This is a genomic window from Streptomyces sp. NPDC047706, from assembly GCF_043204795.1.
GTDB lineage: Bacteria > Actinomycetota > Actinomycetes > Streptomycetales > Streptomycetaceae > Streptomyces.
The window spans coordinates 26,870-52,737 of the sequence record NZ_JBIDCW010000025.1; the positions used below are offsets into that span (position 1 = coordinate 26,870).

The 25,868-nt window shown below is 71.4% G+C and carries 25 protein-coding genes and 1 pseudogene; 14 read left to right on the forward strand and 12 right to left on the reverse strand.

Going from position 1 to position 25,868, the window contains the following annotated elements; all coding sequences use genetic code 11:
- The first annotated feature begins 180 nt into the window (after window positions 1-180).
- The gene (locus tag ACGF8A_RS26440; RefSeq protein WP_393112307.1) at window positions 181-1,929 is read left to right on the forward strand and encodes a CDP-alcohol phosphatidyltransferase; all 1,749 of its coding nucleotides are present in this window, start codon (window positions 181-183) and stop codon (window positions 1,927-1,929) included.
- A gap of 109 nt (window positions 1,930-2,038) precedes the next feature.
- Here the strand turns inward: ACGF8A_RS26440 and dusB are convergent, their stop codons facing one another.
- Window positions 2,039-3,172, reverse strand: coding sequence for a tRNA dihydrouridine synthase DusB (gene dusB / locus ACGF8A_RS26445; protein ID WP_393112309.1), 1,134 nt, complete (start codon window positions 3,170-3,172; stop codon window positions 2,039-2,041).
- A gap of 77 nt (window positions 3,173-3,249) precedes the next feature.
- Between dusB and ACGF8A_RS26450 the strand changes: the two genes are divergently transcribed.
- The 4 genes from ACGF8A_RS26450 (at window position 3,250) to ACGF8A_RS26465 (ending at window position 6,490) form a co-directional block, all read left to right on the forward strand.
- The gene (locus tag ACGF8A_RS26450) at window positions 3,250-4,701 is read left to right on the forward strand and encodes an MFS transporter (protein WP_393112311.1); all 1,452 of its coding nucleotides are present in this window, start codon (window positions 3,250-3,252) and stop codon (window positions 4,699-4,701) included.
- Between the two features lie 125 nt (window positions 4,702-4,826).
- The gene (locus ACGF8A_RS26455; protein WP_393112313.1) at window positions 4,827-5,321 is read left to right on the forward strand and encodes a GNAT family N-acetyltransferase; all 495 of its coding nucleotides are present in this window, start codon (window positions 4,827-4,829) and stop codon (window positions 5,319-5,321) included.
- 329 nt (window positions 5,322-5,650) lie between these two features.
- Window positions 5,651-6,223 (forward strand): hypothetical protein, encoded by a 573-nt coding sequence (locus ACGF8A_RS26460; RefSeq protein WP_393112315.1) that lies wholly within the window; start codon window positions 5,651-5,653, stop codon window positions 6,221-6,223.
- Between the two features lie 60 nt (window positions 6,224-6,283).
- Window positions 6,284-6,490 carry a hypothetical protein gene (locus ACGF8A_RS26465; protein ID WP_393112317.1) on the forward strand — a complete coding sequence of 69 codons (207 nt, stop codon included), beginning with the start codon at window positions 6,284-6,286 and terminating at the stop codon, window positions 6,488-6,490.
- Window positions 6,491-6,501: 11 nt separating this feature from the next.
- On the opposite strand, the gene ACGF8A_RS26470 is transcribed toward ACGF8A_RS26465, so the two are convergent.
- From ACGF8A_RS26470 to ACGF8A_RS26480, 3 genes are all read right to left on the reverse strand, one after another.
- Window positions 6,502-7,089 carry a TetR family transcriptional regulator gene (locus tag ACGF8A_RS26470; protein ID WP_393112319.1) on the reverse strand — a complete coding sequence of 196 codons (588 nt, stop codon included), beginning with the start codon at window positions 7,087-7,089 and terminating at the stop codon, window positions 6,502-6,504.
- 25 nt (window positions 7,090-7,114) lie between these two features.
- Complete coding sequence (locus tag ACGF8A_RS26475; RefSeq protein ID WP_393112321.1) at window positions 7,115-8,137, reverse strand: aldo/keto reductase; 1,023 nt, start codon at window positions 8,135-8,137, stop codon at window positions 7,115-7,117.
- 361 nt (window positions 8,138-8,498) lie between these two features.
- The gene (locus ACGF8A_RS26480) at window positions 8,499-9,881 is read right to left on the reverse strand and encodes a glycine--tRNA ligase (RefSeq protein ID WP_393112323.1); all 1,383 of its coding nucleotides are present in this window, start codon (window positions 9,879-9,881) and stop codon (window positions 8,499-8,501) included.
- Window positions 9,882-10,043: 162 nt separating this feature from the next.
- Between ACGF8A_RS26480 and ACGF8A_RS26485 the strand changes: the two genes are divergently transcribed.
- The 4 genes from ACGF8A_RS26485 to ACGF8A_RS26500 all read left to right on the forward strand — a co-directional run bounded on the left by ACGF8A_RS26485 (window position 10,044) and on the right by ACGF8A_RS26500 (window position 13,261).
- Entirely contained in the window at window positions 10,044-11,051 is a 1,008-nt protein-coding gene (locus ACGF8A_RS26485; protein WP_393112325.1) for a metal ABC transporter solute-binding protein, Zn/Mn family, read from the forward strand.
- 16 nt (window positions 11,052-11,067) lie between these two features.
- Window positions 11,068-11,877 (forward strand): metal ABC transporter ATP-binding protein, encoded by an 810-nt coding sequence (locus ACGF8A_RS26490; RefSeq protein ID WP_393112327.1) that lies wholly within the window; start codon window positions 11,068-11,070, stop codon window positions 11,875-11,877.
- Window positions 11,877-12,779: a metal ABC transporter permease gene (locus tag ACGF8A_RS26495; RefSeq protein WP_393112330.1), complete on the forward strand. Its 903-nt coding sequence runs from the start codon at window positions 11,877-11,879 to the stop codon at window positions 12,777-12,779. The genes ACGF8A_RS26490 and ACGF8A_RS26495 overlap by 1 nt, the downstream gene beginning before the upstream one ends.
- Window positions 12,780-12,844: 65 nt before the next feature.
- The gene (locus ACGF8A_RS26500; RefSeq protein WP_393112332.1) at window positions 12,845-13,261 is read left to right on the forward strand and encodes a Fur family transcriptional regulator; all 417 of its coding nucleotides are present in this window, start codon (window positions 12,845-12,847) and stop codon (window positions 13,259-13,261) included.
- A gap of 9 nt (window positions 13,262-13,270) precedes the next feature.
- Here ACGF8A_RS26500 and ACGF8A_RS26505 read toward each other — a convergent pair whose 3' ends face one another.
- The 6 genes from ACGF8A_RS26505 to ACGF8A_RS26530 all read right to left on the reverse strand — a co-directional run bounded on the left by ACGF8A_RS26505 (window position 13,271) and on the right by ACGF8A_RS26530 (window position 17,042).
- Window positions 13,271-13,810 (reverse strand): YcxB family protein, encoded by a 540-nt coding sequence (locus ACGF8A_RS26505; RefSeq protein ID WP_393112334.1) that lies wholly within the window; start codon window positions 13,808-13,810, stop codon window positions 13,271-13,273.
- A gap of 28 nt (window positions 13,811-13,838) precedes the next feature.
- Window positions 13,839-14,678 (reverse strand): isoprenyl transferase, encoded by an 840-nt coding sequence (locus tag ACGF8A_RS26510; RefSeq protein WP_393112335.1) that lies wholly within the window; start codon window positions 14,676-14,678, stop codon window positions 13,839-13,841.
- A gap of 23 nt (window positions 14,679-14,701) precedes the next feature.
- Complete coding sequence (recO, locus tag ACGF8A_RS26515; RefSeq protein ID WP_393112337.1) at window positions 14,702-15,448, reverse strand: DNA repair protein RecO; 747 nt, start codon at window positions 15,446-15,448, stop codon at window positions 14,702-14,704.
- 34 nt (window positions 15,449-15,482) lie between these two features.
- Window positions 15,483-15,716 carry a hypothetical protein gene (locus tag ACGF8A_RS26520; RefSeq protein WP_393112339.1) on the reverse strand — a complete coding sequence of 78 codons (234 nt, stop codon included), beginning with the start codon at window positions 15,714-15,716 and terminating at the stop codon, window positions 15,483-15,485.
- 175 nt (window positions 15,717-15,891) lie between these two features.
- Window positions 15,892-16,329, reverse strand: a complete 438-nt coding sequence (locus ACGF8A_RS26525; RefSeq protein WP_393112341.1) for a VOC family protein — start codon at window positions 16,327-16,329, stop codon at window positions 15,892-15,894.
- Window positions 16,308-17,042: an FCD domain-containing protein gene (locus ACGF8A_RS26530; protein WP_393112343.1), complete on the reverse strand. Its 735-nt coding sequence runs from the start codon at window positions 17,040-17,042 to the stop codon at window positions 16,308-16,310. The genes ACGF8A_RS26525 and ACGF8A_RS26530 overlap by 22 nt, the downstream gene beginning before the upstream one ends.
- 297 nt (window positions 17,043-17,339) lie before the next feature.
- Between ACGF8A_RS26530 and ACGF8A_RS26535 the strand changes: the two genes are divergently transcribed.
- The 5 genes from ACGF8A_RS26535 to ACGF8A_RS26555 are packed head-to-tail and all read left to right on the forward strand — an operon-like array spanning window position 17,340 to window position 23,858.
- A complete protein-coding gene (locus tag ACGF8A_RS26535) occupies window positions 17,340-18,968 on the forward strand; it encodes an ABC transporter substrate-binding protein (RefSeq protein WP_393112345.1) in 1,629 nt (542 codons plus the stop codon).
- Between the two features lie 3 nt (window positions 18,969-18,971).
- Window positions 18,972-19,931 (forward strand): ABC transporter permease, encoded by a 960-nt coding sequence (locus ACGF8A_RS26540; protein ID WP_393112347.1) that lies wholly within the window; start codon window positions 18,972-18,974, stop codon window positions 19,929-19,931.
- Window positions 19,931-21,907 carry a dipeptide/oligopeptide/nickel ABC transporter permease/ATP-binding protein gene (locus tag ACGF8A_RS26545; protein WP_393112349.1) on the forward strand — a complete coding sequence of 659 codons (1,977 nt, stop codon included), beginning with the start codon at window positions 19,931-19,933 and terminating at the stop codon, window positions 21,905-21,907. The genes ACGF8A_RS26540 and ACGF8A_RS26545 overlap by 1 nt, the downstream gene beginning before the upstream one ends.
- Complete coding sequence (locus ACGF8A_RS26550) at window positions 21,904-22,926, forward strand: oligopeptide/dipeptide ABC transporter ATP-binding protein (RefSeq protein WP_393112351.1); 1,023 nt, start codon at window positions 21,904-21,906, stop codon at window positions 22,924-22,926. Before ACGF8A_RS26545 ends, ACGF8A_RS26550 begins: the two co-directional genes overlap by 4 nt.
- The gene (locus tag ACGF8A_RS26555; protein WP_393112353.1) at window positions 22,923-23,858 is read left to right on the forward strand and encodes a dihydrodipicolinate synthase family protein; all 936 of its coding nucleotides are present in this window, start codon (window positions 22,923-22,925) and stop codon (window positions 23,856-23,858) included. Before ACGF8A_RS26550 ends, ACGF8A_RS26555 begins: the two co-directional genes overlap by 4 nt.
- A gap of 372 nt (window positions 23,859-24,230) precedes the next feature.
- Here ACGF8A_RS26555 and ACGF8A_RS26560 read toward each other — a convergent pair.
- Both ACGF8A_RS26560 and ACGF8A_RS26565 read right to left on the reverse strand, forming a co-directional pair.
- Window positions 24,231-25,055, reverse strand: a pseudogene (locus ACGF8A_RS26560) (exo-alpha-sialidase); the annotation flags it as partial.
- A 96-nt stretch (window positions 25,056-25,151) separates the two neighbouring features.
- On the reverse strand, window positions 25,152-25,847 hold the full coding sequence (locus ACGF8A_RS26565) for a TerB family tellurite resistance protein (RefSeq protein WP_393112355.1): 696 nt from the start codon (window positions 25,845-25,847) through the stop codon (window positions 25,152-25,154).
- Window positions 25,848-25,868 lie beyond the last annotated feature (21 nt).

The window sequence follows — 25,868 nt, forward strand, 5'->3', positions numbered from 1 at the left end:
GCCGCGCGTTGCGCAAGCCGCGAGCGGCGGGGCCCGAAAGCCCGTGATCCGCCGGCGGCGGTGTTGTTCCGGGGGTGCGCTGAACGCGGCGGCGCCGCGGGCCGTACGAAGGGGCGGCGGACCCGATCCCCCACGCCGGGTCCGCCGCTTTTCGGCGCTTTCGTACGGAGGGACCCACGGGTGGCAGTCTTCACGCGTCAACCGCGAACGACCGATGACGCAGCGGAGACCGCTCCGGACACCCCGGAGCCGCCCGCCCCGTCCGGGCGCCTCGCACGGTGGCGCGCCGAGCGTCCCACGGCCGCCCGCGTGCTGCGCCACACCGCCACCACCCTTGCCGCGGCCCTCGTGCTGTGCGCGCTGCTGCTGCCGAACACCGTGCACACCGTCACGCCCGGCAAGTTCTTCCGCATCCCGGTCGAAGCGATCATCGGTGCCGCCGTCCTGCTGGCGCTGCCGCGCCGCCCCCGGCTGGTGGCAGCCGTCGCCGGCGGGCTCTCCCTCGCGGCGCTGACCGTGCTGAACCTGCTCGACATGGGCTTCTACGAGTACCTCGGCCGCGGCTTCAACCTGGTCCTCGACTGGGGTCTGCTCGACGACGCCCAGGCGTACATGGAGGACGCGATGGGCGGGGCGGGAGCCACGGCCCTCGCGATCGGCGCCGTCGTCCTGGCGGTGCTGCTGTTCGCGGTGACGACCCTGGCCACGGTCCGGCTGAGCAACGTGCTCGCCCGGCATCGCGCGGTCGCCGTCCGTTCCACGCTCGCCGCCGCCGTCGCCTGGACGCTGGCGTCCACACTGGGCCTGCAGGTCGGCACGCTGCCGTTGGCGACCGACCACGCCTCGGTGCTGGTCGAGGTCCAGGCGCGGCGTGTGCAGACGACGCTGCGGGACGAGGCGGCGTTCGAGCGGGAGGCGAGGACCGACGTCTTCGGCGGGACGCCCGGCGAGCAGCTCGTGCCGGACCTGCGGGGCAAGGACGTCCTCTTCGCGTTCATCGAGAGCTACGGCCGCAGCGCGATCGAGGACCCCCTGATCGCCCCCGGCGTCCGCCGGACCCTGGACTCCGGCACCGACTCGCTCGCGAAGGCGGGGTTCGCCTCGAAGAGCGGGTGGCTGACGTCGGCGACCTACGGCGGCAGCAGCTGGCTCGGCCACTCCACGTTCCTGTCCGGCCTGTGGATCGACAGCCAGCAGCGCTACCGGACCGTCACCTCCGGCGACCACCTCACCCTGACCAAGGCGTTCCAGAAGACCGGCGACTGGCAGACGCTCGGGGTCATGCCGGGCGTGCGCAAGGGCTGGCCGGAGGCGAAGTTCTACGGCCTGGACAACGTCTACGACGCCTTCGAACTCGGTTACAAGGGACCGAAGTTCAGCTGGTCGACCATGCCGGACCAGTACACCCTGGAGGCCTTCCAGCGGCTGGAGCACGGCAGGGAGCGCGACAAGCCGCTGATGGCGGAGATCATCCTGACGTCCAGTCACCAGCCCTGGTCGCCACTGCCGAAGATGGTCGACTGGGAGGACCTCGGCGACGGCTCGCTCTTCGGCCCGATCCAGCGGGCGGGCACGGACCCGACGGAGGTCATCGCCGACAGCACCCGCTCCAAGGAGGAGTACGGCAAGTCCGTCCAGTACTCCGTCAGCAGCCTCACCCAGTGGCTGGAGCGCTACGGCACGAAGGACACCGTCCTGGTCTTCCTCGGCGACCACCAGCCCATCGCCCGGGTCAGCGGCCACCGCGCCAGCCGGGACGTGCCGGTCTCGATCGTCGCCAAGGACCCGGAGGTGCTGGACAGGATCGCGGGCTGGGGCTGGACGGACGGGCTACGGCCCGCGCCGGACGCGCCGGTCTGGAGGATGAGCGACTTCCGCGACCGCTTCCTGACGGCGTACGGCTCGACCCCGTCGAGGAAGACCGGCTGACCGCGATGCGGCGCACCGCTGCCGCCCTCCTACTTCACGGACGCGGAATGCAGTGCCCCCCGTCGGCCCCACCGGACACGGCCCGGCCGGCCGGCGGCGGGCCGGCTGTTCAGCCGCCGGAGGTGTCCAGTTCGGCGTCCTCGGCGATGCCCGCGCAGTCGTAGGGGTCCTTCAGCCAGCCGTCCGGCAGCACGACACGGTTGTTGCCGGAGCTACGGCCGCGCGGCCCGTCGGCGCCGGCCGGCCAGGGCTGGTCGAGGTCCAGCTCGTCCAGCCCGGCGCGCAGTTCGCCGAGCGAGGACGTGACGGCGAGCCGCCTGCGCATCTCCGAGCCGACCGCGAAGCCCTTCAGGTACCAGGCGACGTGCTTGCGGAAGTCGATGACGCCGCGTGACTCGTCCCCGATCCACTCACCGAGCAGGGAGGCGTGCCGGACCATGATGTCGGCGACCTCCCGCAGGGCGGGCCGCGTGATGTCCTGGTCGCGGCCCTCGAAGGCGGCCACCAGATCGGCGAAGAGCCACGGCCGCCCCAGGCATCCGCGCCCCACCACGACCCCGTCGCAGCCGGTCTCCCGCACCATCCGCACCGCGTCCTCGGCGGACCAGATGTCGCCGTTGCCGAGCACGGGGATCTCCGGCACATGCTCCTTCAGCCGGGCGATGGCGTCCCAGTCGGCGGTGCCGCCGTAGTGCTCGGCGGCGGTACGGCCGTGCAGGGCGATGGCGGTGACGCCCTCGTCGACGGCGATCCGGCCGGCGTCGAGGTAGGTGATGTGGTCGTCGTCGATGCCCTTGCGCATCTTCATGGTGACGGGCAGGTCACCGGCCCCGGAGACCGCCTCCCGGAGGATGGCGCGCAGCAGGTTCCGCTTGTACGGCAGCGCGGAGCCACCGCCCTTGCGGGTCACCTTGGGCACCGGGCAGCCGAAGTTCAGGTCGATGTGGTCGGCCAGGCCCTCCTCCGCGATCATGCGGACGGCCTTGCCGACGGTAGCGGGGTCCACGCCGTACAGCTGGATCGAGCGCGGCTTCTCGGTCGCGTCGAAGTGGACCAGCTGCATGGTCTTCTCGTTGCGCTCGACCAGTGCCCGCGTCGTGATCATCTCGCTCACGAACAGGCCCTTGCCACCGCTGAACTCCCTGCACAGGGTGCGGAAGGGCGCGTTGGTGATCCCGGCCATGGGGGCCAGGACTACGGGCGGCTGGACGGTGTGCGGACCGATCTGCAGGGGCGTGGGCATTCCTCCATTGTGCCGTGCAATGAGCGGGGAATTTTCTTTAGTTAGCCACACTATCGAAATCGGCGTACGATGACGGCATGCCCGAGCTCAGCCCTCGCCGACGTCTGCTCGTCCTCGCGATCTGCTGCATGAGCCTGCTGATCGTGAGCCTGGACAACACCGTCCTGAACGTCGCCCTGCCCTCCCTGCAGGACGACCTGGGAGCCGGCACGTCCGGCCTCCAGTGGACGATCGACGCCTACACCCTCGTCCTCGCGTCCCTGCTGATGCTCGCGGGCTCCACGGCCGACCGGATCGGCCGCAAGCGGGTCTTCATGGCGGGCCTGATCGTCTTCACCGTCGGCTCGGCACTCTGCTCGATGGCGCCCGACCTCGACACGCTGGTGATCTTCCGCATGGTGCAGGCGGTGGGCGGCTCGATGCTCAACCCGGTCGCCATGTCGATCATCACGAACACCTTCACTGACCCACGCGAGCGCGCCCGCGCGATCGGGGCGTGGGGCGCGGTCGTCGGCATCTCCATGGCCGCGGGTCCACTCGTGGGCGGCCTGCTGGTGGAGGCGGTGAGCTGGCGGGCGATCTTCTGGGTCAACCTCCCGGTGGGAGCCGCCGCACTGCTGCTGACGCTGCGCTTCGTCCCCGAGTCCCGTGCCCCGAAGCCCCGGCGGGCCGATCCGGTGGGCCAGGTGCTGGTGATCGCGCTGTTCGGGGCACTGACGTACGCGATCATCGAGGCGCCGAGCGCCGGGCTCGCGGCGGTGCTGCCGTTCGCGGCGGTGGCGGTGGCCGCGCTGCTGGGGCTGCTCTCCTACGAACCGCGGCGTCCGGAGCCGCTGATCGACCTGCGGTTCTTCCGTTCGGCACCCTTCAGCGGGGCGACCGTGACAGCGATCAGCGCGTTCGCGGCACTGGGCGGTTTCCTGTTCCTGTCGACGCTGTACCTCCAGAACGTCCGGGGGCTGGACGCGCTGCACGCCGGGCTGTGGATGCTGCCGATGGCCGTGCCGACGTTCCTGTGCGCCCCGTTGGCCGGGCGGCTCGTGGGCAGCCGGGGCCCACGGCTGCCGCTGCTGATCGCGGGGGTGGCGATGACGGCGAGCGCGGTGCTGTTCGCGGGGTTCGAGGGGGAGACGTCGGACGTCGGGCTGTTCGCGGGATACGTGCTGTTCGGCGTGGGCTTCGGGTTCGTGAACGCGCCGATCACCAACACCGCGGTGTCGGGGATGCCGCGGACCCAGGCCGGCGTCGCCGCTGCCGTCGCCTCCACCAGCCGCCAGCTCGGCCAGACGCTGGGAGTCGCGGTGGTGGGTGCGGTACTGGCGGCCGGGATCGGGGCGTCGTCGTACCAGGACGCCTTCGTCACGGCCGCCCGGCCGGGCTGGTGGGTCCTCGTGGGGTGCGGCGCCGCGGTGCTGGCCGTCGGCCTGCTGACCAGCGGGCGCTGGGCTCGGGGGACTGCCGAGCGGGCGGCTGAGCGGTTGGAGGGGGATGGGGTGCGGCAGGTGGTGAGGGCTGCTGAGCGTGGCTAGTGGCGCATCGGACAACGTTTGCCCTGCGGTGCGGCGCCGCCGCGGTCTCCTTGCCACCGGCCATGACGTCTCGGCTGAGAAACGGCGGAACGGCTAGAGTCGGGAGCCCGCCCCTTCACTGCAGAGTGGAAATCACCGTGTCGACCGGACAGCGCCATCCCGCAATTCGCCGTGCGACCGGGGAAGACCTTGATGAGCTCCAGGATCTCGCGCGTCGCACGATCGACACCTGTTACCGCCCGTTCCTCGGCGACGAGGCGGTGGACTGGTTCATCGACAGCGGCGCATCGGACGCTCACGTCAAGAGCCATGTGGAGCAGGGCGGCGTGCACTGCCTCAGCCAGGACGGCTCGATCGCCGGCTTCTCCATCCTCGATGGCCCGACCATCGACCTGATGATGATCGACCCGCATCATCACCGTCGAGGCCTGGGTCGCCTGCTGCTTCGGCACGCGGAGGAGACGCTGCTCGCCCGGTACGCGACCATCCGGCTTGAGAGCTTCGCGGACAATGCCGGGGCCAACTCGTTCTACGAGGCGTGTGGCTGGGTGCATGGGGATCGGCTGGAGGGCGAGAGGCCGGACAAGGTCGAGTACACCAAGAACGGCACGGACGGCTGAAGGCTGCCCCGGTCGGATCAGGCGATCTTTCGCGCCGGTGACGAGGGCGCATAGGCGTCGATCATCCGCACGGCGGTTTCGCCGGATGACGCAGCGGCGGATCATGCTGCCCTTCCTGGGAGCCCGCGACACCTGCGCCGTGTTCCGGCACCCGCAGCAGCACGCCGGCGCCGGCCAGGCCCGAGGACTCGGGGTCGAAGCCCGAGCACGAGACCCGGGTCGAGGACGCCGACCAGGCGCACGCCGTCCTGCGGGAGCTGGGGCATGCCGAGCTGATCGCGCTCGAGAAGCGATGCCGCAACTACGACTTCACCGCTCGCGGTCGGCGCATGCTCGCCATGCTCGTACGGGTGCCGGAGATCGACGGCACGTTCCTGGAGGTCGGAACGCTCGTCGACGAGGACCAGGTGTCCGCGGCCCTGGACGACATCAGCGCGGTGTTCGCCGAACCGGGCATCGGGCGGAGGACCTGGCACGGGAGACCTACACGGGCGCGGTGGCGGCCCAGCGAGCGGCCTGACCGGTGCAGCACACCGTTCCAGCCAGGCACACCAGGACGGGGCAGGCCGACCCGCTCGGGGGTGATCCGCTCGCGGCGGCTGCGCAGGAACGCGGCGTCACCTGGATGTGGGCCCCGGCGACGCAGGGCGTCCGCGCAGGCGTGGCGTGTCCACCGGTGGTCCGTCTCGTACGTCACCTCGATACCGCGCTCGATCATCGGCGCAGACCGGCCGGAGAAGGTCGCCGGTGACGGCGTGGACGACGCTCAGGTCGCTCAGGTCGGATTCCAGGGCGACGCGAGGGCACAGCTTGGACAACTCGGTGTGAAGAGGTCCCCGTTGATGTTGATCCTGCTGCACACTCCTTGCTGCGCGGAGGGGCCGCCCGAACAGGCCGCGTGAACAGGCCTCGCGAAGAGACAGTCGGACGAACGGATCGCCGGACCCGACGCTGGAGGCGTCATGCCGCAGATCGACACGAGCAAGGTCAGCCGGTGGGATCAGCACGGGCGCGAACACGTGGTCCGCGTCCAGCGCACCGGTGTGCAGCGCACGATCCGATGCGACACGTGCGGCTGGCGGCGGGGTGCGCAGTTCCTGCCCTGGCTGAAGGCGCAAGAGCATCTCGCCGAGGCGCACCAGGCGACGGTGGACCCGGCGGGGGCCTGAGCCCCCGGGTCTCAGGCCCGCAGCCCCCGCACGACCAGTTCCACCACCGCCGCGAAGTCCTCCTCGACGCCCGGCAACGTCCACTCCGGGGCGTGACAGGGGTCGTGGAAGCGCCCGGTGGCCTGGAACACCGCGCGGGCCGCGGCCTGCGCGTCACCGTCGGCGAAGGTGCCTGCCGCGATGCCCGCCGCGACGATGCGCGCCAGCTGGGCGGTGAGGTCGGCTATGTGCTCCGGCACCGCCTCGCCGCTCTCGCCGGTCAGCACCATGTACGTGGCGAACAGCTCCGGGTCGTCGCCCGCCTTGCGCCGCTTGGCGTCGAACAGGCCCCGCAGCCAGTCCCGCAGCCGCCCCTCCGCGTCACGGTCCTCGGCGACGATCCCGGCCAGCGCCTCGGACGTGCGGTCCAGCCAGCGCTTCGTGACCGCCTCCCGCAGGGCCGCCTTGGTGCGGAAGTGCCGGTACACGCTGCCGTGGCTGACGCCGAGCGCGCGGGCCACGTCGACCACGGTGGCCTTGGCCGGGCCGTGGCGGCGCAGCACCTCCTCGGTGGTGGCGAGGATGCGCTCGGCGGTCAGGGTCTCGCTGGTCGGGGACATGAGGTGACGGTACCCCGGGCCCGGGTCAGCGTTCGCTGTCGAGGTGCGCCATCTGCTGGGTTGCGTAGCGCTCGCCTGCGGCGGCACCGGCCGGGACGGCCTCCTCGACGGCCCGCAGGTCGGCCTCGTCAAACGTGACGTCCAGCGCGCCCAGCGCCTCCGTCAGCCGGTCCCGGCGGCGGGCGCCGACCAGCGGCACGATGTCGTTGTCGTGCTGCGAGCCCTGCGAGAGCACCCAGGCGATGGCGATCTGCGCGACGCTCGCGCCCTTCTGCTCGGCGATCTTCCGCAGTTCCTCCACCAGGTTCAGGTTGTGCTGGAGGTTCTCGCCCTGGAAGCGGGGCGACATCGCCCGGAAGTCGTTCGCGGCGAGCTGCCGGTCGGCGGTGAAGTGGCCGGAGATCAGCCCGCGCGAGAGCACGCCGTACGCCGTGACGGCGATGCCCAGTTCCCGGACGGCCGGCAGGATCTCGGCCTCGATGCCGCGCGAGATCAGCGAGTACTCGATCTGCAGGTCCGAGATGGGGGCGGTGGCGGCGGCCCGGCGGATCGTCTCGGCACCGACCTCGCTGAGGCCGATGTGCCGGACGTACCCCTTCTCGACCAGTTCCGCGACCGCGCCGACCGTCTCCTCGATCGGTACGTCCGGGTCGAGGCGGGAGAGCCGGTAGACGTCGATGTGGTCGACGCCGAGTCGCTGGAGGGAGTAGGAGGCGAAGTTCTTCACGGCGGCCGGGCGGCCGTCGTAGCCGATCCAGCTGCCGTCCGGGGCGCGCAGGGCGCCGAACTTCACGCTGAGCAGCGCCTGTTCCCGCCGGGCGGCGGGGGCGGCGCGCAGGGCCTCGCCGATCAGCAGCTCGTTGTGGCCCATGCCGTAGAAGTCGCCGGTGTCGAGCAGGGTGACGCCGGCTTCCAGGGCGGCGTGGACGGTGGCGATGGACTCGGTGCGGTCCGCTTCGCCGTACAGGGCGGACATGCCCATGCAGCCGAGGCCGAGGGCGGAGACCTGGGGGCCGGTGGTTCCGAGAGTGCGTGTGTGCATCGTCATGCCCCCAGCATGCACTGACGGCTGACAGATTTCAATATTTGTCATCTGTCAGTTGCCGAGGTCGTCGAACTGTCATGCCTATGACATCTCATCGCACCCCCACCGGAAGGCCCCGCGTGATCCGCCGCGCCCTGGACGTTCGACGACAACGTCACGGCCCTGCAAGGGTGTTGATCACTCAGCGGGCGGTCAGCGCCAGCTTCGCGCCCAGCGCCACGGACGAGCCCCGGGGTGACGACGACGAGGGTGGTCAGCAGGAAGGCGAGGGTCATGGGTACCACCCTCGGAGCACGACGGCCCCCGGCACAGGTCCAAAGAGGAGCCTGTATCGGGGGCCAATCAGTCTCAGCCGCGGGGCGTACTAGCTGCCGATCAGACGGGAGGCCAGGTAGCCCTCGATCTGGTCCAGCGACACGCGCTCCTGCTTCATGGTGTCGCGCTCGCGCACGGTCACCGCGTTGTCGTCCAGGGTGTCGAAGTCGACCGTCACGCAGTACGGGGTGCCGATCTCGTCCTGGCGGCGGTAGCGGCGGCCGATGGCGCCGGCGTCGTCGAACTCGATGTTCCAGTGCTGCCGCAGCGCCTGGGCGAGGCCCTTGGCCTTCGGCGACAGCTCGGGGTTGCGCGACAGCGGGAGGACCGCCACCTTCACCGGGGCGAGGCGGTGGTCGAGGCGCAGCACGGTGCGCTTCTCCATCTTGCCCTTGGCGTTGGGCGCCTCGTCCTCGACGTAGGCGTCGAGGAGGAAGGCGAGCATCGCCCGGCCGACACCGGCCGCGGGCTCGATGACGTACGGCGTCCAGCGCTCGCCGGCCTCCTGGTCGAAGTACGACAGGTCCTGGCCGGAGGCCTTGGAGTGGGCGCCGAGGTCGTAGTCGGTGCGGTTGGCGACGCCCTCGAGCTCGCCCCACTCGCTGCCGCCGAACCGGAAGCGGTACTCGATGTCAGCGGTGCGCTTGGAGTAGTGGGAGAGCTTCTCCTTGGGGTGCTCGTACCACCGCATGTTCTCCTCGCGCAGACCGAGGCCGGTGTACCAGTTCCAGCGCTGCTCCATCCAGTACTCCTGCCACTTCTCGTCCTCGCCCGGCTTGACGAAGAACTCCATCTCCATCTGCTCGAACTCGCGGGTGCGGAAGATGAAGTTGCCGGGCGTGATCTCGTTGCGGAAGGACTTGCCCATCTGCGCGATGCCGAACGGCGGCTTGCGGCGCGAGGTGGTCTGGACCTGGGCGAAGTTGGTGAAGATGCCCTGCGCGGTCTCGGGGCGCAGGTAGGCGACGGAGCCGCTGTCCTGCGTCGGGCCGAGGTGCGTGGAGAGCAGACCCGAGAACTGCTTGGGCTCGGTGAACTGGCCCTTGGTGCCGCAGTTGGGGCAGTTGACGTCGGCCAGCCCGTTCTCCGGGGCGCGGCCCTTCTTCTCCTCGTAGGCCTCCTCCAGGTGGTCCGCGCGGAACCGCTTGTGGCAGGAGGTGCACTCGGTGAGGGGGTCGGTGAAGGTGGCGACGTGGCCGGAGGCGACCCAGACCTCGGGGGCCAGGATGACGGACGAGTCGATGCCCACGACGTCCTCGCGCGACGTCACCATGTAGCGCCACCACTGACGCTTGAGGTTCTCCTTGAGCTCGACACCCAGGGGCCCGTAGTCCCAGGCGGCACGCTGACCGCCGTAGATCTCACTGCAGGGGAAAACGAAGCCACGGCGCTTGCTCAGGCTGACGATGGTGTCGATCTTGTCGGCGGCCACGGTGCTCTCTTCATTACGACGACGGGCGACGAAGCGAGATGCTTCCAGCGAATGATTCAGGTTACCGGCGCGGACTCCCCCTGAACCAAATCGGGGGCTCCCCCGGATCCGAAACCGGCAGTTTGTTGACAACGGTTTCCAATTTTGTTGAAAATGACTCCCATGAAGATACGACGACGCCTGATACCCACGGCAGCACTGGCCGCTCTCAGCCTCACTGCCGTCTCCGCCTGCTCCAGCGACTCCGCGGGCGCGGGCAACGCGGGCGGATCGGACAAGTTCGACGTCGTCGCCTCGTTCTACCCGATGCAGTTCCTCGCCGAGCAGATCGGCGGGGACCATGTGAACGTCACCACCCTGACCGAGCCCGGTCAGGAGCCGCACGACCTGGAGATCAGCGCCAAGCAGACCGCGCAGCTCCAGGAGGCGGACGCGATCCTCTACCTCAAGAACCTCCAGCCCTCCGTCGACGAGGCCGTCGCCCAGGCCGACGTGGGGTCGAAGGTCGACGCCGCCACCCTGACCAAGCTGGAGGACCACGGCGACGTCGAGCACGAGCACGGGCACGAGGGCGAGGAGCACGCCGAGGGCGAGGAGCACGCCGAGGACGAGCACGCCGGCGAGGAGGAGCACGCCGAGGAGGGTGGGCACGCCCTCGACCCGCACGTCTGGCTCGACCCGGTGAAGTACGCCGAGATCGCCAAGGGCGTCGGCGCCGCCTTCGAGAAGGCCGACCCCGGCCACGCTGCCGACTACAAGGCCAACACGCAAGCGCTCGTGGGCAAGCTGAACGCCCTCGACGCCGAGTTCGCCGACGGCCTGAAGGACACCAGGACCAAGGTCTTCTTCACCAACCACGCCGCCTTCGGCTACCTCGCGGAGCGCTACGGCCTCACCCAGGAGGCGATCTCCGTCTCCCCGGAGGGCGAGCCCAGCCCGGCCCGGATCAAGGAACTCCAGTCGGAGGCCAGGGCCGACGGCGTGACCACCGTGTTCTACGAGACACTGGTGAGCGACCGGACCGCGAAGACGCTCGCGAAGGACGCCGGCCTGAAGACGGACGTGCTCGACCCGCTCGAGGGCATCACCGACAAGTCCAAGGGTGACGACTACATCCAGGTCATGGAGTCGAACCTCAGCGCGCTGAAGTCGGCCCTCGGCGCCAAATGATCGTTACGGAGGCCCCATGAAGAGCGAGCCCGTCATATCCCTGCGCGGCGTCCGCGCCGACCTGGGCTCGCGCCCCGTCCTGCGCGGCATCGACCTCACCGTCTCCCGCGGTGAGGTCGTCGCGCTGCTCGGCGCGAACGGCTCGGGCAAGTCGACGGCGGTGCGCAGCGTCATCGGGCAGGTGCCGGTCGGCGCGGGGACGATCGAGCTGTTCGAAACGCCCCTGCACCGGTTCCGCGACTGGGGCCGGATCGGATACGTCCCGCAGCGCACGACGGCCGCGGGCGGCGTACCCGCCACGGTGACGGAGGTCGTCTCCTCCGGCCGGCTGGCCAGGGCCCGCTTCGGCCTGCTGCGCAAGGCGGACCACGAGGCCGTACGCCAGGCGCTGGAACTGGTCGGCATGGCGGACCGCGCCAAGGACTCGGTCAACGCGCTCTCCGGGGGCCAGCACCAGCGGGTGCTGATCGCCCGCGCCCTCGCCTCCCGGCCCGAGCTGCTGATCATGGACGAGCCGATGGCGGGCGTCGACCTGGCCAGCCAGGAGGTCCTCGCGCGGACCCTGCGGGAGCAGGTCGCCGCCGGCACGACGGTCCTGCTCGTCCTGCACGAACTGGGCCCGCTGGAGCCGCTGATCGACCGTGCGGTCGTGCTGCGCGACGGTTGTGTGACCCACGACGGCCCGCCCCCGGAGGCCGTCGGCCAGCACGCTCCCCCAAGCGCTCAACTCCGTTCGTGCAGGGGGTGCCCCCACCCCGGCCACGACCCCGTCCACCCGCACGCGGCGCACGACGCCGAACCGATCCGCACGGGACTGCTCAGCTGATGGACTTCCTCGACTACGCCTTCATGCAGCGGGCGCTGCTCGCCGCTGTCCTGGTCGGCGTCACGGCCCCGGCGATCGGCATCTACCTGGTGCAGCGCCGCCAGGCCCTGATGGGCGACGGCATCGGGCATGTCGCCATGACCGGCGTCGGCCTGGGCTTCCTGCTCTCCTGGTCCCCGGTGTGGATGGCGACGCTGGTCTCCGTCATCGGCGCGGTGCTCATGGAGCTGATCCGCTGGTACGGCCGCACCCGGGGCGACATCGCCCTCGCCATGCTGTTCTACGGCGGCATGGCGGGCGGCGTGATGTTCATCAACCTCGCGCCGGGCGGTTCCAACGCCAACCTCACCTCGTACCTCTTCGGCTCCCTGTCCACGGTCAGCGAGTCGGACGTCACCGCGATCTGCCTGCTCGCGTCCTTCGTGGTCCTGGTCACCGTCGGGCTGCGCAGGCAGCTCTTCGCGGTCAGCCAGGACGAGGAGTTCGCGCGGGTGACGGGGCTGCCGGTGCGGGCGCTGAACCTGCTGACGGCCGTCACCGCGGCGGTGACGGTCACCGTGGCGATGCGGGTGGTCGGCCTGCTGCTGGTGTCCGCGCTGATGGTGGTCCCGGTGGCCGCCGCCCAGCAGCTCACCCGCAGTTTCGCCGCGACGTTCGCGATCGCGGTCGCCCTCGGCGTGGCCGTGACCCTCGGCGGTACGGTCACCTCGTACTACCAGGACGTTCCGCCCGGCGCGACCATAGTGCTGCTGACCATCGGCGCGTTCGTGGTGCTGACCGCGCTGGCGGCCCCGCTGGCCCGGCGGCGCGCGCGGGCGCTGGCCGCGGCCCACCCCTCCGGGGACCCGGCGGAGTGCGCAATTCCGGCCACCCGTGGGGCCGCGGACGGGGCAGGCGTCTGACCACGCATGGTCCGGGCTGGCACAATGGCCCGGCAGACGCAGACGCAGAGGCAAGGAGGCAACCGGTGACCACCGCTGGACCGCCCGTGAAGGGCCGCGCCACCCGGCAGCGTGCCGCTGTGGCGGCTGCCCTGGAAGAGGTCGAGGAGTTCCGCAGCGCTCAGGAACTCCACGACATGCTCAAGCACAAGGGCGACGCGGTCGGTCTCACCACGGTCTACCGCACCCTGCAGTCGCTCGCCGACGCCGGCGAGGTGGACGTGCTGCGCACCTCCGACGGCGAGTCCGTCTACCGCCGGTGCTCCAGCGACGAGCACCACCACCACCTCGTCTGCCGCGGCTGCGGCAAGGCCGTCGAGGTCGAGGGCCCCGCGGTGGAGACCTGGGCGGAGGCCATCGCCGCCGAGCACGGCTTCGTCAACGTGGCCCACACGGTGGAGATCTTCGGCACCTGCGCGGAGTGCGCGGCCACGAAGGGCTGATACCAGCGGTCAGACGCGGGTCAGGTTGCGGTCGAGGATCTCCCGCAACCTGTCGGCGTCGGCGGGTGCATGAATGCCGCGCTTGGGCAGGACCGCGATACCCAGGGCATTGTTGTCGGCGCTGAGCAGGACGAACACCTCCGCGGTCTCCGCGTAGCGCGGCATCCCGGCCCATTTGATGGTCGTCGTGGTGGCGTCGTTGGTGATGCTCACTGCGGTGTCCGTCACCAGCGTGCGGCAGGTTCCCTGCCGCTGGGCGAACCGATGCACCTGGCGGGCCTGGAACCAGGGAACGACCGCCACCATCACCGCCGCCACGAGCAACCAGACGATGAGCACGGGCGATCCGTCTCCTCCGGAGATCATGAACGCCAGCAGCAACAGGGCAAGGACGGCCATGGCGCCGGGCAGCCACCGTTGCATCCGTCCCGACCGGCTGGCGCGCTGCCGCGCCAGCAGCGCCTGATGGAGATCCCTCGCCGTCGGCTGGTACACCAGCTCGACGACGTCCTGCTCCTGAGTGGCGTCCCGCCCCGTGTCCACGACCATGAGGCGGGATCGTACCGTCAGCCGGTGGCTAGGAGTCCTGCTGCCTGCCCTCCATGGCCAGCAGTTCCTCGTTCGGGATCGCCCCGCCGAACCGCCGGTCGCGCGAGGCGAATTCCACGCACGCCCGCCACAGGTCGCGGCGGTCGAAGTCCGGCCACAGGACGTCCTGGAAGACCATCTCCGCGTAGGCGCTCTGCCAGAGCAGGTAGTTGGAGGTGCGCTGCTCACCGCTGGGGCGCAGGAAGAGGTCGACGTCCGGCATGTCGGGGTAGTAGAGGTACTTCGCGAAGGTCTTCTCGGTGACCTTGGACGGGTCCAGGCGCCCGGCCCTCACGTCCTCCGCCAGTGCCTGCGCCGCGTCGGCGATCTCGGCCCGGCCGCCGTAGTTCATGCAGAAGTACAGCGTGAGGCGGTCGTTGTCCTTGGTCTGCTCCTGGGCGATCTGGAGCTCCTTGGCGACCGACTTCCACAGCTTGGGCATCCGGCCCACCCAGCGCACCCGGACACCGAGTCCGTCGAGCTGGTCGCGGGTCTTGCGGATGAAGTCGCGGTTGAAGTTCATCAGGAAGCGCACCTCGTCCGGCGACCGCTTCCAGTTCTCGGTGGAGAACGCGTACAGCGAGATCGCGCCGACGCCCATCTCGATCCCGCCCTGGAGGACGTCCAGCACCCGCTCGGCGCCGACCTTGTGCCCCTCGGTGCGCGGCAGCCCGCGCTCCTTGGCCCAGCGGCCGTTGCCGTCCATGACGATCGCCACGTGGCGGGGGATCAGCTCGCCGGGCAGCCGCGGCGGGCGGGCACCGGACGGATGCGGCTCCGGCGTCAGGTACTCGCGCCGCTGGCGCCCCAGGAACCCGCGTACGGCCATGTGCTTCTCGTCTCCCTCAGCTCTTACTTTTCCACGTACCGAAGGGAGCGCAGCCCGCGCTCCAGATGCCAGTGCAGATACGCGGACACCAGCCCGCTGCCCTCCCGCACATGCCGCGGCTCGCACACGTCCGCGGTCTCCCAGTCTCCCGTAAGCAGTGCCCCGAGGAGTTCCAGGGTCCGCGGCGAGGGTACGACGCTGCCGGGGACCCGGCAGTCGGCGCAGACGGAGCCGCCGGACGCCACCGAGAAGAACCGGTTGGGTCCGGGCATTCCGCACTTCGCGCAGTCGCCGAAGCTGGGGGCGTAGCCGTTGACGGCGAGGGAGCGCAGCAGGAAGGCGTCGAGGACGAGGTGCGGGGCGTGCTCGCCGCGGGCGAGGGTGCGCAGGGCGCCGACCAGCAGCAGGTACTGCTGCACGGCCGGCTCGCCCTCGTGGTCCGTGAACCGCTCCGCCGTCTCCAGCATCGCCGTACCGGCGGTGTACCGCGCGTAGTCGGTGACGATCCCGCCGCCGTACGGCGCGATGGTCTCGCTCTGTGTGCACAGCGGCAGCCCGCGCCCGACCAGCTCGCTGCCCCGCGCGAAGAACTGCACGTCGACGTGCGAGAAGGGCTCCAGCCGGGCCCCGAACTTCGACTTGGTCCGCCGCACCCCCCGCGCCACGGCCCGCACCCGCCCGTGCCCCCGCGTGAGCAAGGTGATGATCCGGTCGGCCTCACCGAGCTTCTGGGTACGCAGCACGATGCCGTCGTCGCGGAACAGGCTCATGCCGACATTCTCTCCTACGCCGGCCAGGCCTCCTTCAAGGTACCTCGCCCCGGCTGCGGGCGTTCGCGTAGGCAGTCGCCGCGCTGAGCCGCTCCGCGGCGGTGGCGGTGCGCAGGGCGTCCGTGCCGCAGTCCCACTCCTTCCCGCCGCCCACGGCTCTCAGCTGCACGTACGGCCCCTCGTGCCCCATGACGATCCCCACCTTCCCGCTGCGGGTGTCCACGACGTACGAGCCGATCGGCGGCTTCGGCGGCTTCTTCGACTTCATCGGCTTCCGGCCTTTTCCAGTGCGGCGTGCAATTGCATCACCGTGTGGTTCCCCGACCCCCTCGGGTTTCACTCTTTGCGACCCGCCGGCCGCACACTGCCTCTACACTCGGCAGATTCCCGCCGCACGCTCCGCGCGCAAATGCCATCACCGCACCCGGCGTCCAGCCACCGCCTCAGCGCCGGGCGAGGGGTTCCGGGGCCTCCTGGACCGCCCAGCCGTTGCCGTCGGGGTCCTGGAAGAAGAGGAAGGAGTTCCACGTCTCCTCGCCCCGGCCCGCCGCCCAGCCGGCGTCGGTCACATGCAGGACCGGGGTCACCTCGACCCCGCGTCCCGCGAGCTCGGCCCTGGCCGCCTCGATGTCCGTGACGCACAGCTGGAGTCCCTGCATGGCGCCCGGGGCCATCCGGAGCTGTCCCGGCGAGTCGGGCATCCCGGACTCCAGCACGATGGAGCAGCGGGAGCCGGGCGGTGTGAGCTGGACGAAGCGGCCGACGCCCTCGAAGAACGACGCGTCGATGTCGGCGCGGAAACCGCACTGGTCCTGGTAGAAGGCCTTGGCCCGGTCCAGGTCGGTGACCGGTACGACGATCAGCTCAAGGGTCCATTCCATGCGCGCACCTCCCCGGCCATGGTCCCCCGGCGCCCCGTCCCATGCCCGTCGGCCGTACCGGCGGGCCGGCGCCGCGTCGCCTGCTTCGGCTCCCGGTGCGGGCCCCTCGGCTCGAAGACGTCCGGCAGGCAGGTCAGGCAGGCGGCCGGGATGCGCTCGCCGCGCACAAGGCCTCGTCGAGCGGCGCCGGCGGGTGCCTGTGACCGGTACGGCGCTGGTGACGCGCGCGGCACTGCCCGTCGGGGCGTTCGCGCTGACGGGCGGGGGGGGGCAAGGCGGACACCGCCACGCCGGGTCCGCCCGCCACCGCCCCGCCGGCCCCGGCGACCACCCCTCGGCCTGCCCGCGTCAGGGGGTACGACGCCGCCGCGCGGCTCGTCCGCGACTCCGGATAGGACGAGCACTGCACGCGGACGCTGCCGTGGCGACGCCCCCTCGCCCGGCCGGTCCTCTCCGCCACGGAAGTGAACCGCCGTCGCGCGCTGCGCGCCCTCCACGTCGCGGGCGCGCAGCGCGGAGATGATGGCGCGATGACGGTCAACGGTGAGCTCGGGGGACGGTTCGTCCGGGCGGTCACGGGCGTAGCCGCCGTCGCCGTGCCTGATCTCCGCGGTGTCGAGCGCCTGGAGCGCCGGGAGCCTGGGAGCGAGGATCAGCTGGACGATCTCGCGCCGTACCCGGCGGTCGCGCGGCTCCCCGGGCATGCGCCGCATCGCGCGCGCACCGGACGGAGCGCGTCCCACCCCGGGCGCCGAGCCGCGTCAACTCCCGCCGCTGCGCACTGCCCTTGGCGCGGCCCGTGGCAGATACGCCATTCGTGTGCGACCGCTTGACCGCCCCCACGGCCGCTCCTGTCGTCGCGCTCACCGCAGGACGTAGGACGTCGTATCTCCTCATCATCCGACTTGGCACCCGACCTGTCGTCCGGCGCGTCCGCCGCACCCCTCGCCGGCCGCCGGAGTGACGCGGACCCGTCCGACCGCCTCCCCCCACCACTCTTCGGAGGACCCGTGCGCGACGTGACCCACGACGTGCCGGCGCCGCACCGCCGGTCGTTCCTGAAGTACTCCGGCGCGCTCGGCGCTGCAGCCGCCGTCCCGGCGTCGCTGACGGCCTGTTCGGCGGGCCCCGAGTCCACGAACGACTTCGGTGACGGCGACGGCGCGAACCGGACGCTGACGGCGGTCATCGGCTACGGCAACGACGGGACCTGGGACCCGACGCAGACCGCGTCGGCGTTCTGCATGGCCGCCAACAACCACATCTACGAGGGCCTGCTCGACACCGACCCGATCTCCCGGGAGCCGTATCCCGCGCTGGCGACCCAGATGCCCGCGGACCCCGGCGGCACCTCCTGGAAGTTCACCCTGCGCCCGGGCGCCACGTTCCACGACGGCAAGCCGGTCACCGCGGACGACGTGGTCTTCGTCTTCGACCGGATCCTGGACCCGGACACCCAGACCCTGGCCAAGGGATTCTTCGAGCCCTGGCTGAAGGACGTACGGAAGATCGACGAGCGCAACGTCGAGCTCGTGCTGAAGTTCCCCTTCCCCGAAGGGGTCTCCCGGCTCACCCTGGCGAAGATCATGCCCCAGCACGTCTTCTCCCGGCCGGGCGCCTGGAACGACGCGATCGCGGGGCTGGCCGTGGGCTCGGGGCCGTACCGGCAGACCGCGCACCACCCGAAGTCCAACACCACCTTCGAGGCCTACGCCGGCTACAACGGGCCGCGCCGGCCCGCGTTCAAGAAGATGAACTGGCTGACGATCGTCGACGCCGCGCCCCGCGTCGCCAAGATCTCCGGCGGCAGCGCGGGCGCGCAGATCGCCGACAACATCCCGTACGCCAACATCGGGGTGCTGGAGAGCGGCGGCCTGACGGTGGCGGGCGGGGCCGGGATGAACAACCTGTTCCTGATGTTCAACACCGCGCACAAGCCGTTCGACGACGTACGGGTCCGGCAGGCCCTGCACTACGCCATCGACACCGAGAAGATCGTCGAGGTGGCCCTCAAGGGGCACGGCAAGCCGTCGTCGTCGTTCCTGGACGAGGCCAATCCGGCCTACCGGCGGGCGAAGACGGTCTACGACCACGACCCCGCCAAGGCGCGGGCGCTGCTGAAGGAGGCCGGAGTCGGCGGACTGCGGATCGAGATCCTCGCCGTGAACGTCAGCTGGATCGTCGACTGCCTGCCGACCATCAAGTCGTCCTGGGACGCGATCGGCGTGCGCACGACGCTGTCACCGCAGGAGACCACCGCCGTCTTCACCAAGCTGGACCAGAAACAGGACTACCAGGTGGTGGCCGCCGCCTCGAACCCCAACCAGTTCGGTCTCGACGCGGACCTGATCATGCGTTACAACCACGGCCCCGGGAACCTGTGGATGCGGTACGCCCGCTGGGCCGGCGAGCCGGTCGCCCGGCAGCTCTTCAAGGACATGGACCGGGCCACCCGCGAGCCGGACCCGGCCCGCAAGAAGGCGATGATCCAGGACTACGTCGACGTCGTCGCCGAGCAGGCCGTGCTCTACCCGGTCGTCCACAACGAGCTGATGACCGCCTGGGACCCGCGGGCGCTCGCCGGGATAAGGGCGCAGGCATACCCCGGGATCAACGTCCTCCGGGCCAGGTGGGCCTAGCCGGTGGTCGCCGTCGTCCGGATCCTGGCCCGCCGTGTCCTGCTGCTCGTGCCGCTGATGCTCGGCATCGTGCTGTTCGTCTTCCTGGTGATGCGGTTCTCGGACGTCGACCCGGCGTCCGCGTTCTTCCAGGGCGCCAACCCCACGCCCCAGCAACTGCACGACTTCCGGGAGGAGCACGGCCTGCTCGACCCGCTGCCGGTGCGCTACGTCGCCTTCGTCGGCGATCTGCTCCACGGCGACATGGGCACCAGCGCGCTCACCCGGGGCGAGGTGGTCGACCAGGTCATGACCGCGCTGCCGCTCACCATGCAACTCACCTTCCTGGGCCTCGGCATCGCGGTGGTGCTGTCGCTGGCCGGCGGGGTGATCGCCGCCATCTACCGGGACCGGCTCCCCGACCAGATCATCCGCGTGGTGTCCCTGACCGGTGTCGCCGCGCCCGGCTTCTGGCTGGCGCTTCTGATGATCCAGTACCTGGCGGTCGACCTGGGCTGGTTCCCCACCGGTGGCTACATCAACCCGCGGGACTCCGTCACCGGCTGGCTGAAGACGATGACGCTGCCCGCCCTCGCGCTGTCCCTGCCGGTCGCCGCGCAGCTGACCCGGATCGTGCGGACGGCGGTCGTCGAGGAGCTGGACAAGGACTACGTGCGCACGGCGATCGGCAGCGGGCTGCCGCCCCGGGTGGTGGTCGGCCGCAACGTCCTGCGCAACGCCCTGATCAACCCGCTGACGGTGCTCGGCCTGCGCGTCGGCTATCTGCTCGGCGGCGCGGTCGTCATCGAGACGATCTTCTCGCTGCCCGGCATGGGCAAGCTGATGATCGACGCCGTCAAGAACGGCGACCCCGCCGTCGTCCAGGGCGTCGTCCTGACCACGGCGATCGGCTTCGTGGTCGTCAACCTCGTCATCGACATCCTCTACCTGCTGGTCAACCCGCGACTGAGGGATGCCGCCTGATGTTCTCGCGCAAGAGCCTCACCGAGGCGCTCACCCGCCCCGGCGTCCGGCTGCGCGGCTGGCGCCGGCTGCCGCTGCTGTCGAAGGCCGCCGTCTGCTTCCTCGCCCTGGTGGTGCTGGTCGCGGTGTTCGCACCGCTGCTCGCGCCCTACGACCCGCTGGAGCAACTGCCGCCCGCCGACGGCACCGGACATCCGTCGGCCGGGCACTGGATGGGCCAGGACAGCCTCGGCCGGGACATCCTCAGCCGGTTGATGTACGGCGCCCGCTGGTCCCTCGCCATCGGACTCGGCGCCACCACCCTCGCGCTGCTGGTGGGCTCGCTGATCGGCGCGGTCGCCGCGACCTCACGCAAGGCGGTGGACGAGACGCTGATGCGCTGCCTGGACGTGGTGATGGCCTTCCCCGGGATCGCCCTGGCCGCCGTCCTGGTCGCCGTGTTCGGCGGCGGGATCGCGGTGCTGATCTGCGCCATCGCGTTCCTGTTCACCCCGCCGGTGGCCCGCGTCGTCCGGGCGAACATCCTCGACCAGTACGGCGAGGACTATGTGACGGCCGAACGCGTCATCGGCGCCCGCACCCCGCACATCGTGCTCAGGCACGTGGCCGTCAACTGCGCCGCGCCGGTGCTGGTGTTCTGCACGGTGCAGGTCGCCGAGGCCGTCGTCTTCGAGGCGTCGCTGTCCTTCATCGGGGCGGGCGTACGGCCGCCCGACCCGTCCTGGGGCAGCGTCATCGCGGACGGCAAGAACATGGTGCTGACCGGCGGCTGGTGGGCGACCGTGTTCCCCGGCCTGCTGATGCTGGTGACCGTGCTGTCGCTGAACATCCTCTCTGAGGGGGTGTCCGACGCGTGGGCGGCTCCCGCCCCCCGCGAGGTCGAAACCCCCGAGGACCGCCTGGAGACCCCCGAGCCCGGCAGCGGCAAGGTCACCCCGCTCCCCGGCCTCGCCGAGGCCGCCCTCCGGCTCCGCTCCCGCGCCCGCCCGCTGCCCGGCGGCGGGCCGGTGCTCGCCGTCGAGAACCTCGCCGTCGGCTTCCCCGCCCGGCACCACGGCGTGGACATCGTCGACGGCATCAGCTTCGAGGTGCGCGCCGGTGAGGTGCTCGGCCTGGTCGGCGAGTCGGGCTGCGGCAAGTCGCTGACCGCGCTGACCGTGATGGGCCTGCAGCCCGAGGGCGCCCGGGTGCGCGGCGAGGTCCGCTTCAACCAGCGGCCCCTGCTCACCGAGCCGATGCGGGTCCGCCGCAAGCTGCTCGGCCACGAGATGGCGATGATCTACCAGGACGCGCTGTCCTCGCTGAACCCGGCGATGACCATCCGCGCCCAGCTGAAGCAGGTCGTGCGGCGCGGCGGCCGGCGCAGCCCCGCCGAACTGCTCACCCTGGTCGGCCTCGACCCCGACCGCACCCTGCGCAGCTATCCGCACGAGCTCTCCGGCGGCCAGCGCCAGCGCGTCCTGATCGCCATGGCCCTCTCCCGCGACCCGAAGCTGATCGTCGCCGACGAGCCGACCACCGCGCTCGACGTGACCGTGCAGGCGCAGATCATGGAGCTGCTGCTCAGGCTGCGCGAGGAACTGGGCTTCGCGCTGATCCTGGTCTCGCACGACCTGGCGCTGGTCGCGGCCGTCACCGACCGGGTGGTGGTGATGTACGGCGGGCAGATCGTGGAGACCGGCGTGACCGCCGACCTGGTCGAGGCGCCGGCCCACCACTACACGCGCGGGCTGCTCGGCAGCGTGCTGTCGCTGGAGGGGGCCGCCGAGCGGATGACGCAGATCAAGGGCGTCGTACCGTCACCGGCGGACTTCCCGGCGGGCTGCCGGTTCGCGGACCGCTGCCCGATGGCGAGCGAGGTCTGCCGGACCACCACCCCCGGCCTCGCGGGTACCCGGACGCACACGGCCGCCTGCCACCATCCGGCGGTCCTGCTGGTGAACACCGGCGAGGCGGAGAGCGAGGTCGTCACGTGAGCGCACTGGTGGAACTCGCCGGCGTGCATGTCGTGCACAAGGCCCGCAGCGGCGGGCTGTTCACCCGCGACAAGGTGTACGCCCTGACCGGCGCCGACCTCGCCGTCGCGCCCGGTGAGACCGTCGGCGTGGTCGGTGAGTCCGGCTGCGGCAAGTCGACGCTGGCGAAGGTGCTGGTGGGCGTGCAGCCGCCGACGTCCGGGACGGTGTCCTTCCAGGGCCGCGACCTGTGGGCCATGGCGCCCGGCGAACGCCGGACGGCCGTCGGCAGCCACACCGGCATGATCTTCCAGGACCCGTCGACCGCCCTGAACCGGCGGCTGACGGTACGGCAGATCCTGCGCGACCCCCTGGACGTGCACGGGCGCGGCACGGCCGCCCGGCGGGAGGAGCGGGTGCGGGAGCTGATGGCGCTGGTCGGCCTGCCGAAGGCACTGGCCGACGGGCTGCCCGGCCAGCTCTCCGGCGGGCAGCGGCAGCGCGTCGCCATCGCCCGCGCTCTCGCCCTCGACCCCGAGCTGGTGGTGGCCGACGAGCCGACCAGCGCGCTGGACGTGTCGGTGCGCGCCCAGATCCTCAACCTGCTGCTGGACCTGAAGGAACGCCTGGGTCTTGCACTGGTGTTCGTGTCGCACGACATCCAGACGGTGCGGCGGATGAGCGACCGGGTGATCACCATGTACCTCGGCCGGATCGTGGAGGTGGCCCCGGCCGGCCGGGTCACGGACCGGGCCCGGCACCCGTACACCCGTGCCCTGTTCTCCGCGACCCCCGGCATGCTCGACCCCATCGACCCGATCCCGCTGGCCGGGCCGGTGCCGTCGGCGACCCGGCCGCCCAGCGGGTGCCCGTTCCGCACCCGCTGCTGGAAGGCCGACGGGGAGTGCGCCACGTCGATGCCGGGATTCTCCGACGCGGCCACTCCTACGCATCGTTTCCGCTGCCACCATCCGGTGGGAGAGGAAGAGTCGACCCGAGAACTCGTCGGCCAGGCTCAGGCACCAAAGGAACCCACATGACCTTCACCTCACCGCTGACCGGTGTCGTCCCGCCCGTGTGCACACCCCTGACACCGGACCGCGAGGTGGACGTCCGCTCGCTGCTCAGGCTGGTCGACCATCTGGTGGCCGGTGGTGTGCACGGGCTGTTCGTGCTCGGCTCCACCTCGGAGGCGGCCTACCTCACCGACCGGCAGCGCGCCCTCGTCGTCGAGACCGTGGCCGCTCACCTCGGCGGGCAGCTCCCGTTGCTCGCCGGCGCCATCGACATGACGACCCCGCGCGTCCTGGACCACGTCCGGGCGGTCACGGAGGCCGGCGCGGACGCGGTCGTCGTCACCGCGCCCTTCTACACCCGCACCCACCCGGCGGAGATCGCCCGCCACTACCGCCTCGTCGCCGCCGCCTGCCCGGTCCCCGTCCTGGCGTACGACATCCCGGTCGCCGTCCACAGCAAGCTCCCCGCCGAGCTGGTCCTGGAGCTGGCCGCCGAGGGGGTGCTGGCCGGGCTGAAGGACTCCAGCGGGGACCTGACCGGCTTCCGCCAGATCGTCAACGGCGTCCAGGCCCACCACGGCACCCTGGCCTTCAGCGCGCTGACCGGCTCCGAGACCCTCGTGGACGCCGCCCTGACGCTCGGCGCGGACGGCGCGGTACCCGGCCTGGCGAACGTCGACCCGCACGGCTACGTCCGGCTGTTCCAGCTGTGCCGGGCCGGCGACCTGGAACGCGCCCGTGCCGAACAGGAGCGGCTGTGCGCCCTGTTCGCGCTGGTCGGCGTCGGTGCCCCCGCCCGGATGGGCGGGAGCTCCTCGGCGCTGGGCGCCTTCAAGGCGGCGCTGCACCTGCGCGGGGTCATCGACTGCCCTGCGACGGCTGAGCCGCAGGTGCCGCTGTCACCGGAGGAGGTCGAGCGGGTCGGCAAGTTCCTGGCGGCGGCGGGGCTGCACTGACGGCGGCCGGTAGTGCATTGCCAGGTTCTGGATCTTCTTGTGGTGAGGGTTCGGCCAGCTGGTGCGGGTGCCGGTCCAGCGCTGCAGCAGGCCCTGGAATGCGTCCAGGACTTGGTGAGGGTTGGCCCGGCGTCTGGGCTCTGGGCCGAGCCGCCGGAGGGCGAGCACAGCCCGGGCGGCGGTGGAGCGGGGGACATCGTGATGTCGGCCGCTCCATGTGCGGCCTTCGAAGTGGTCCAGCCCAGACCGTGCTTTTCTGGAACGGCTGCTTCTGATTCGCCTGCCATTTGACCTTACTTGACCTTCACTTGGCGGCTACCTTTACGCTGCAACTGAAGATCAGCTTTGGGTGGGGTGGCACGGATGTGGGTTGCCCTGCGGGTCGCGGGCGGAGACGTAGAGCGTGCCGTCGGGGAGTTCGGCGGCCGTGCTCTCGTTGGCGTTGTCGTGGCCGTCGTAGGAGGTGTCCACGAAGCCCAGCCGCCAGGTGAGGCCGCCGTCGTCGCTGTAGAGGGCGTGGGCGCCGTAGTACTTGGGTTCCTGACCGGTGTCGGTGGACCCGGCGGGCGGCGTGGCGGAGTGGTTGGCGGGGACCACCAGGCGGCCGGCGTGCCGGCCGTGGGTGAGGGCGACGGCGTGCCCGGGACCGGTGGCGTACCAGCGCCAGCCGGCCCGCTTCACCGTCCTGGTGATCTCCCGTGGCGGGCTGAAGCTGCGCCCGTCGTCGCCGCTGCGCTGCACGAACACCCGGCGGCTCTGTGCCGGCGTCACTTCGCCGCGCATGATCTGCGCCTCCGTCACGGCGCCGCTGTTGTAGGAGGTGAGCAGCACGACGGTGCCGGTGCGCGGGTCGACGACGGGTGCCGGGTTGCCGCGGGTGTCGCCCTGCCCGGCGGCCACGACCGTCCGCGGGCCCCAGGTGCAGCCGCCGTCGGTGGAGCGGCGCACGAGCACGTCGATGTCGCCGGAGTCGCCGGCGCCGCCGCGCCGGCCCTCGGCGAACGCCAGGACGGTACCGGCGCGGGTCGTGACGGCCACCGGGATGCGGTAGGTGTCGTAGCCGCCCTTTCCCGCGGTGTAGGGCACGGAGGAGGTGCAGCGGGCCGCGGACGCGGTGGGGGTGCCGGTGAACGGGCTGGACAGGAGCGGGACGAGGACGGCTGCGGCGGTCAGGAAGGCACGTCTGGGACGTCTCATCGGGCGGGCTCCTCGGGGTCGGTGACGGTGTGTCAGTCACATCGTTCCCCGGGAGACCGGCCCGCCCTGGCAGGCCGCGGCGACCGGTCGCGGGTGTCAGGAGGGCGTGCGGGCCGTGGCCAGCAGGCGGGTCACCTCGTCCGAGGTGATGGTGAGGGCGGCTCCGACGGTGGCGAGGACCTCGCGTTCGGCGGCGGTGTAGGGGCCGTCGGCGAGTGCGATGCGGGCGCCCTGGAGGAGGATCGACTCACGGCCCGCGGGGGCCAGGTGCGGGGCGAGCGGGTCGAGGGCCTCGTGCAGCTCTATGGCCAGCCCCGGGCCGCAGGGCTGACCGCAGACCCGGCCGGTGTCCGCGGCGAGCGCCTCGACGAGGGCGTTCAGCTGCTCCTCGGTGCAGTCCTCGAAGCCGGCCGCGCGGACCGCGCCGGCGGCCGCGGCGAGCGACGGGCGGGTGCGGGTGCCCTCCGCGGCCAGCACCGCGAGGGCGACGGTGTGCACGGCGTCGCGGAGCATCGCGGAGAATCGGGTCGTGGTGGGGTGGTCGAGGACGTCGGTGCCGAAGTGCCGGCGGCAGGCCGCGCACTCCACGACGGGCCCGGTGTCGCCGCGCCGCAGCACGGGCAGGCCGAGCAGGGTGAAGCGGCGACGCCCGGTCAGCCGCTGGTAGTTGCGGTCGCCCCCGCAGCCGGGGCAGAAGAACTCGCCGTCCCCGACGGCCGTCCACGCGGTGCGGGTGCCCAGTACGCGCACCCGCCTGGCGGCACGGCCGTTTCGTCCCCGGACTGGCAGCACGTCGCACCTCCGTAACCCCAC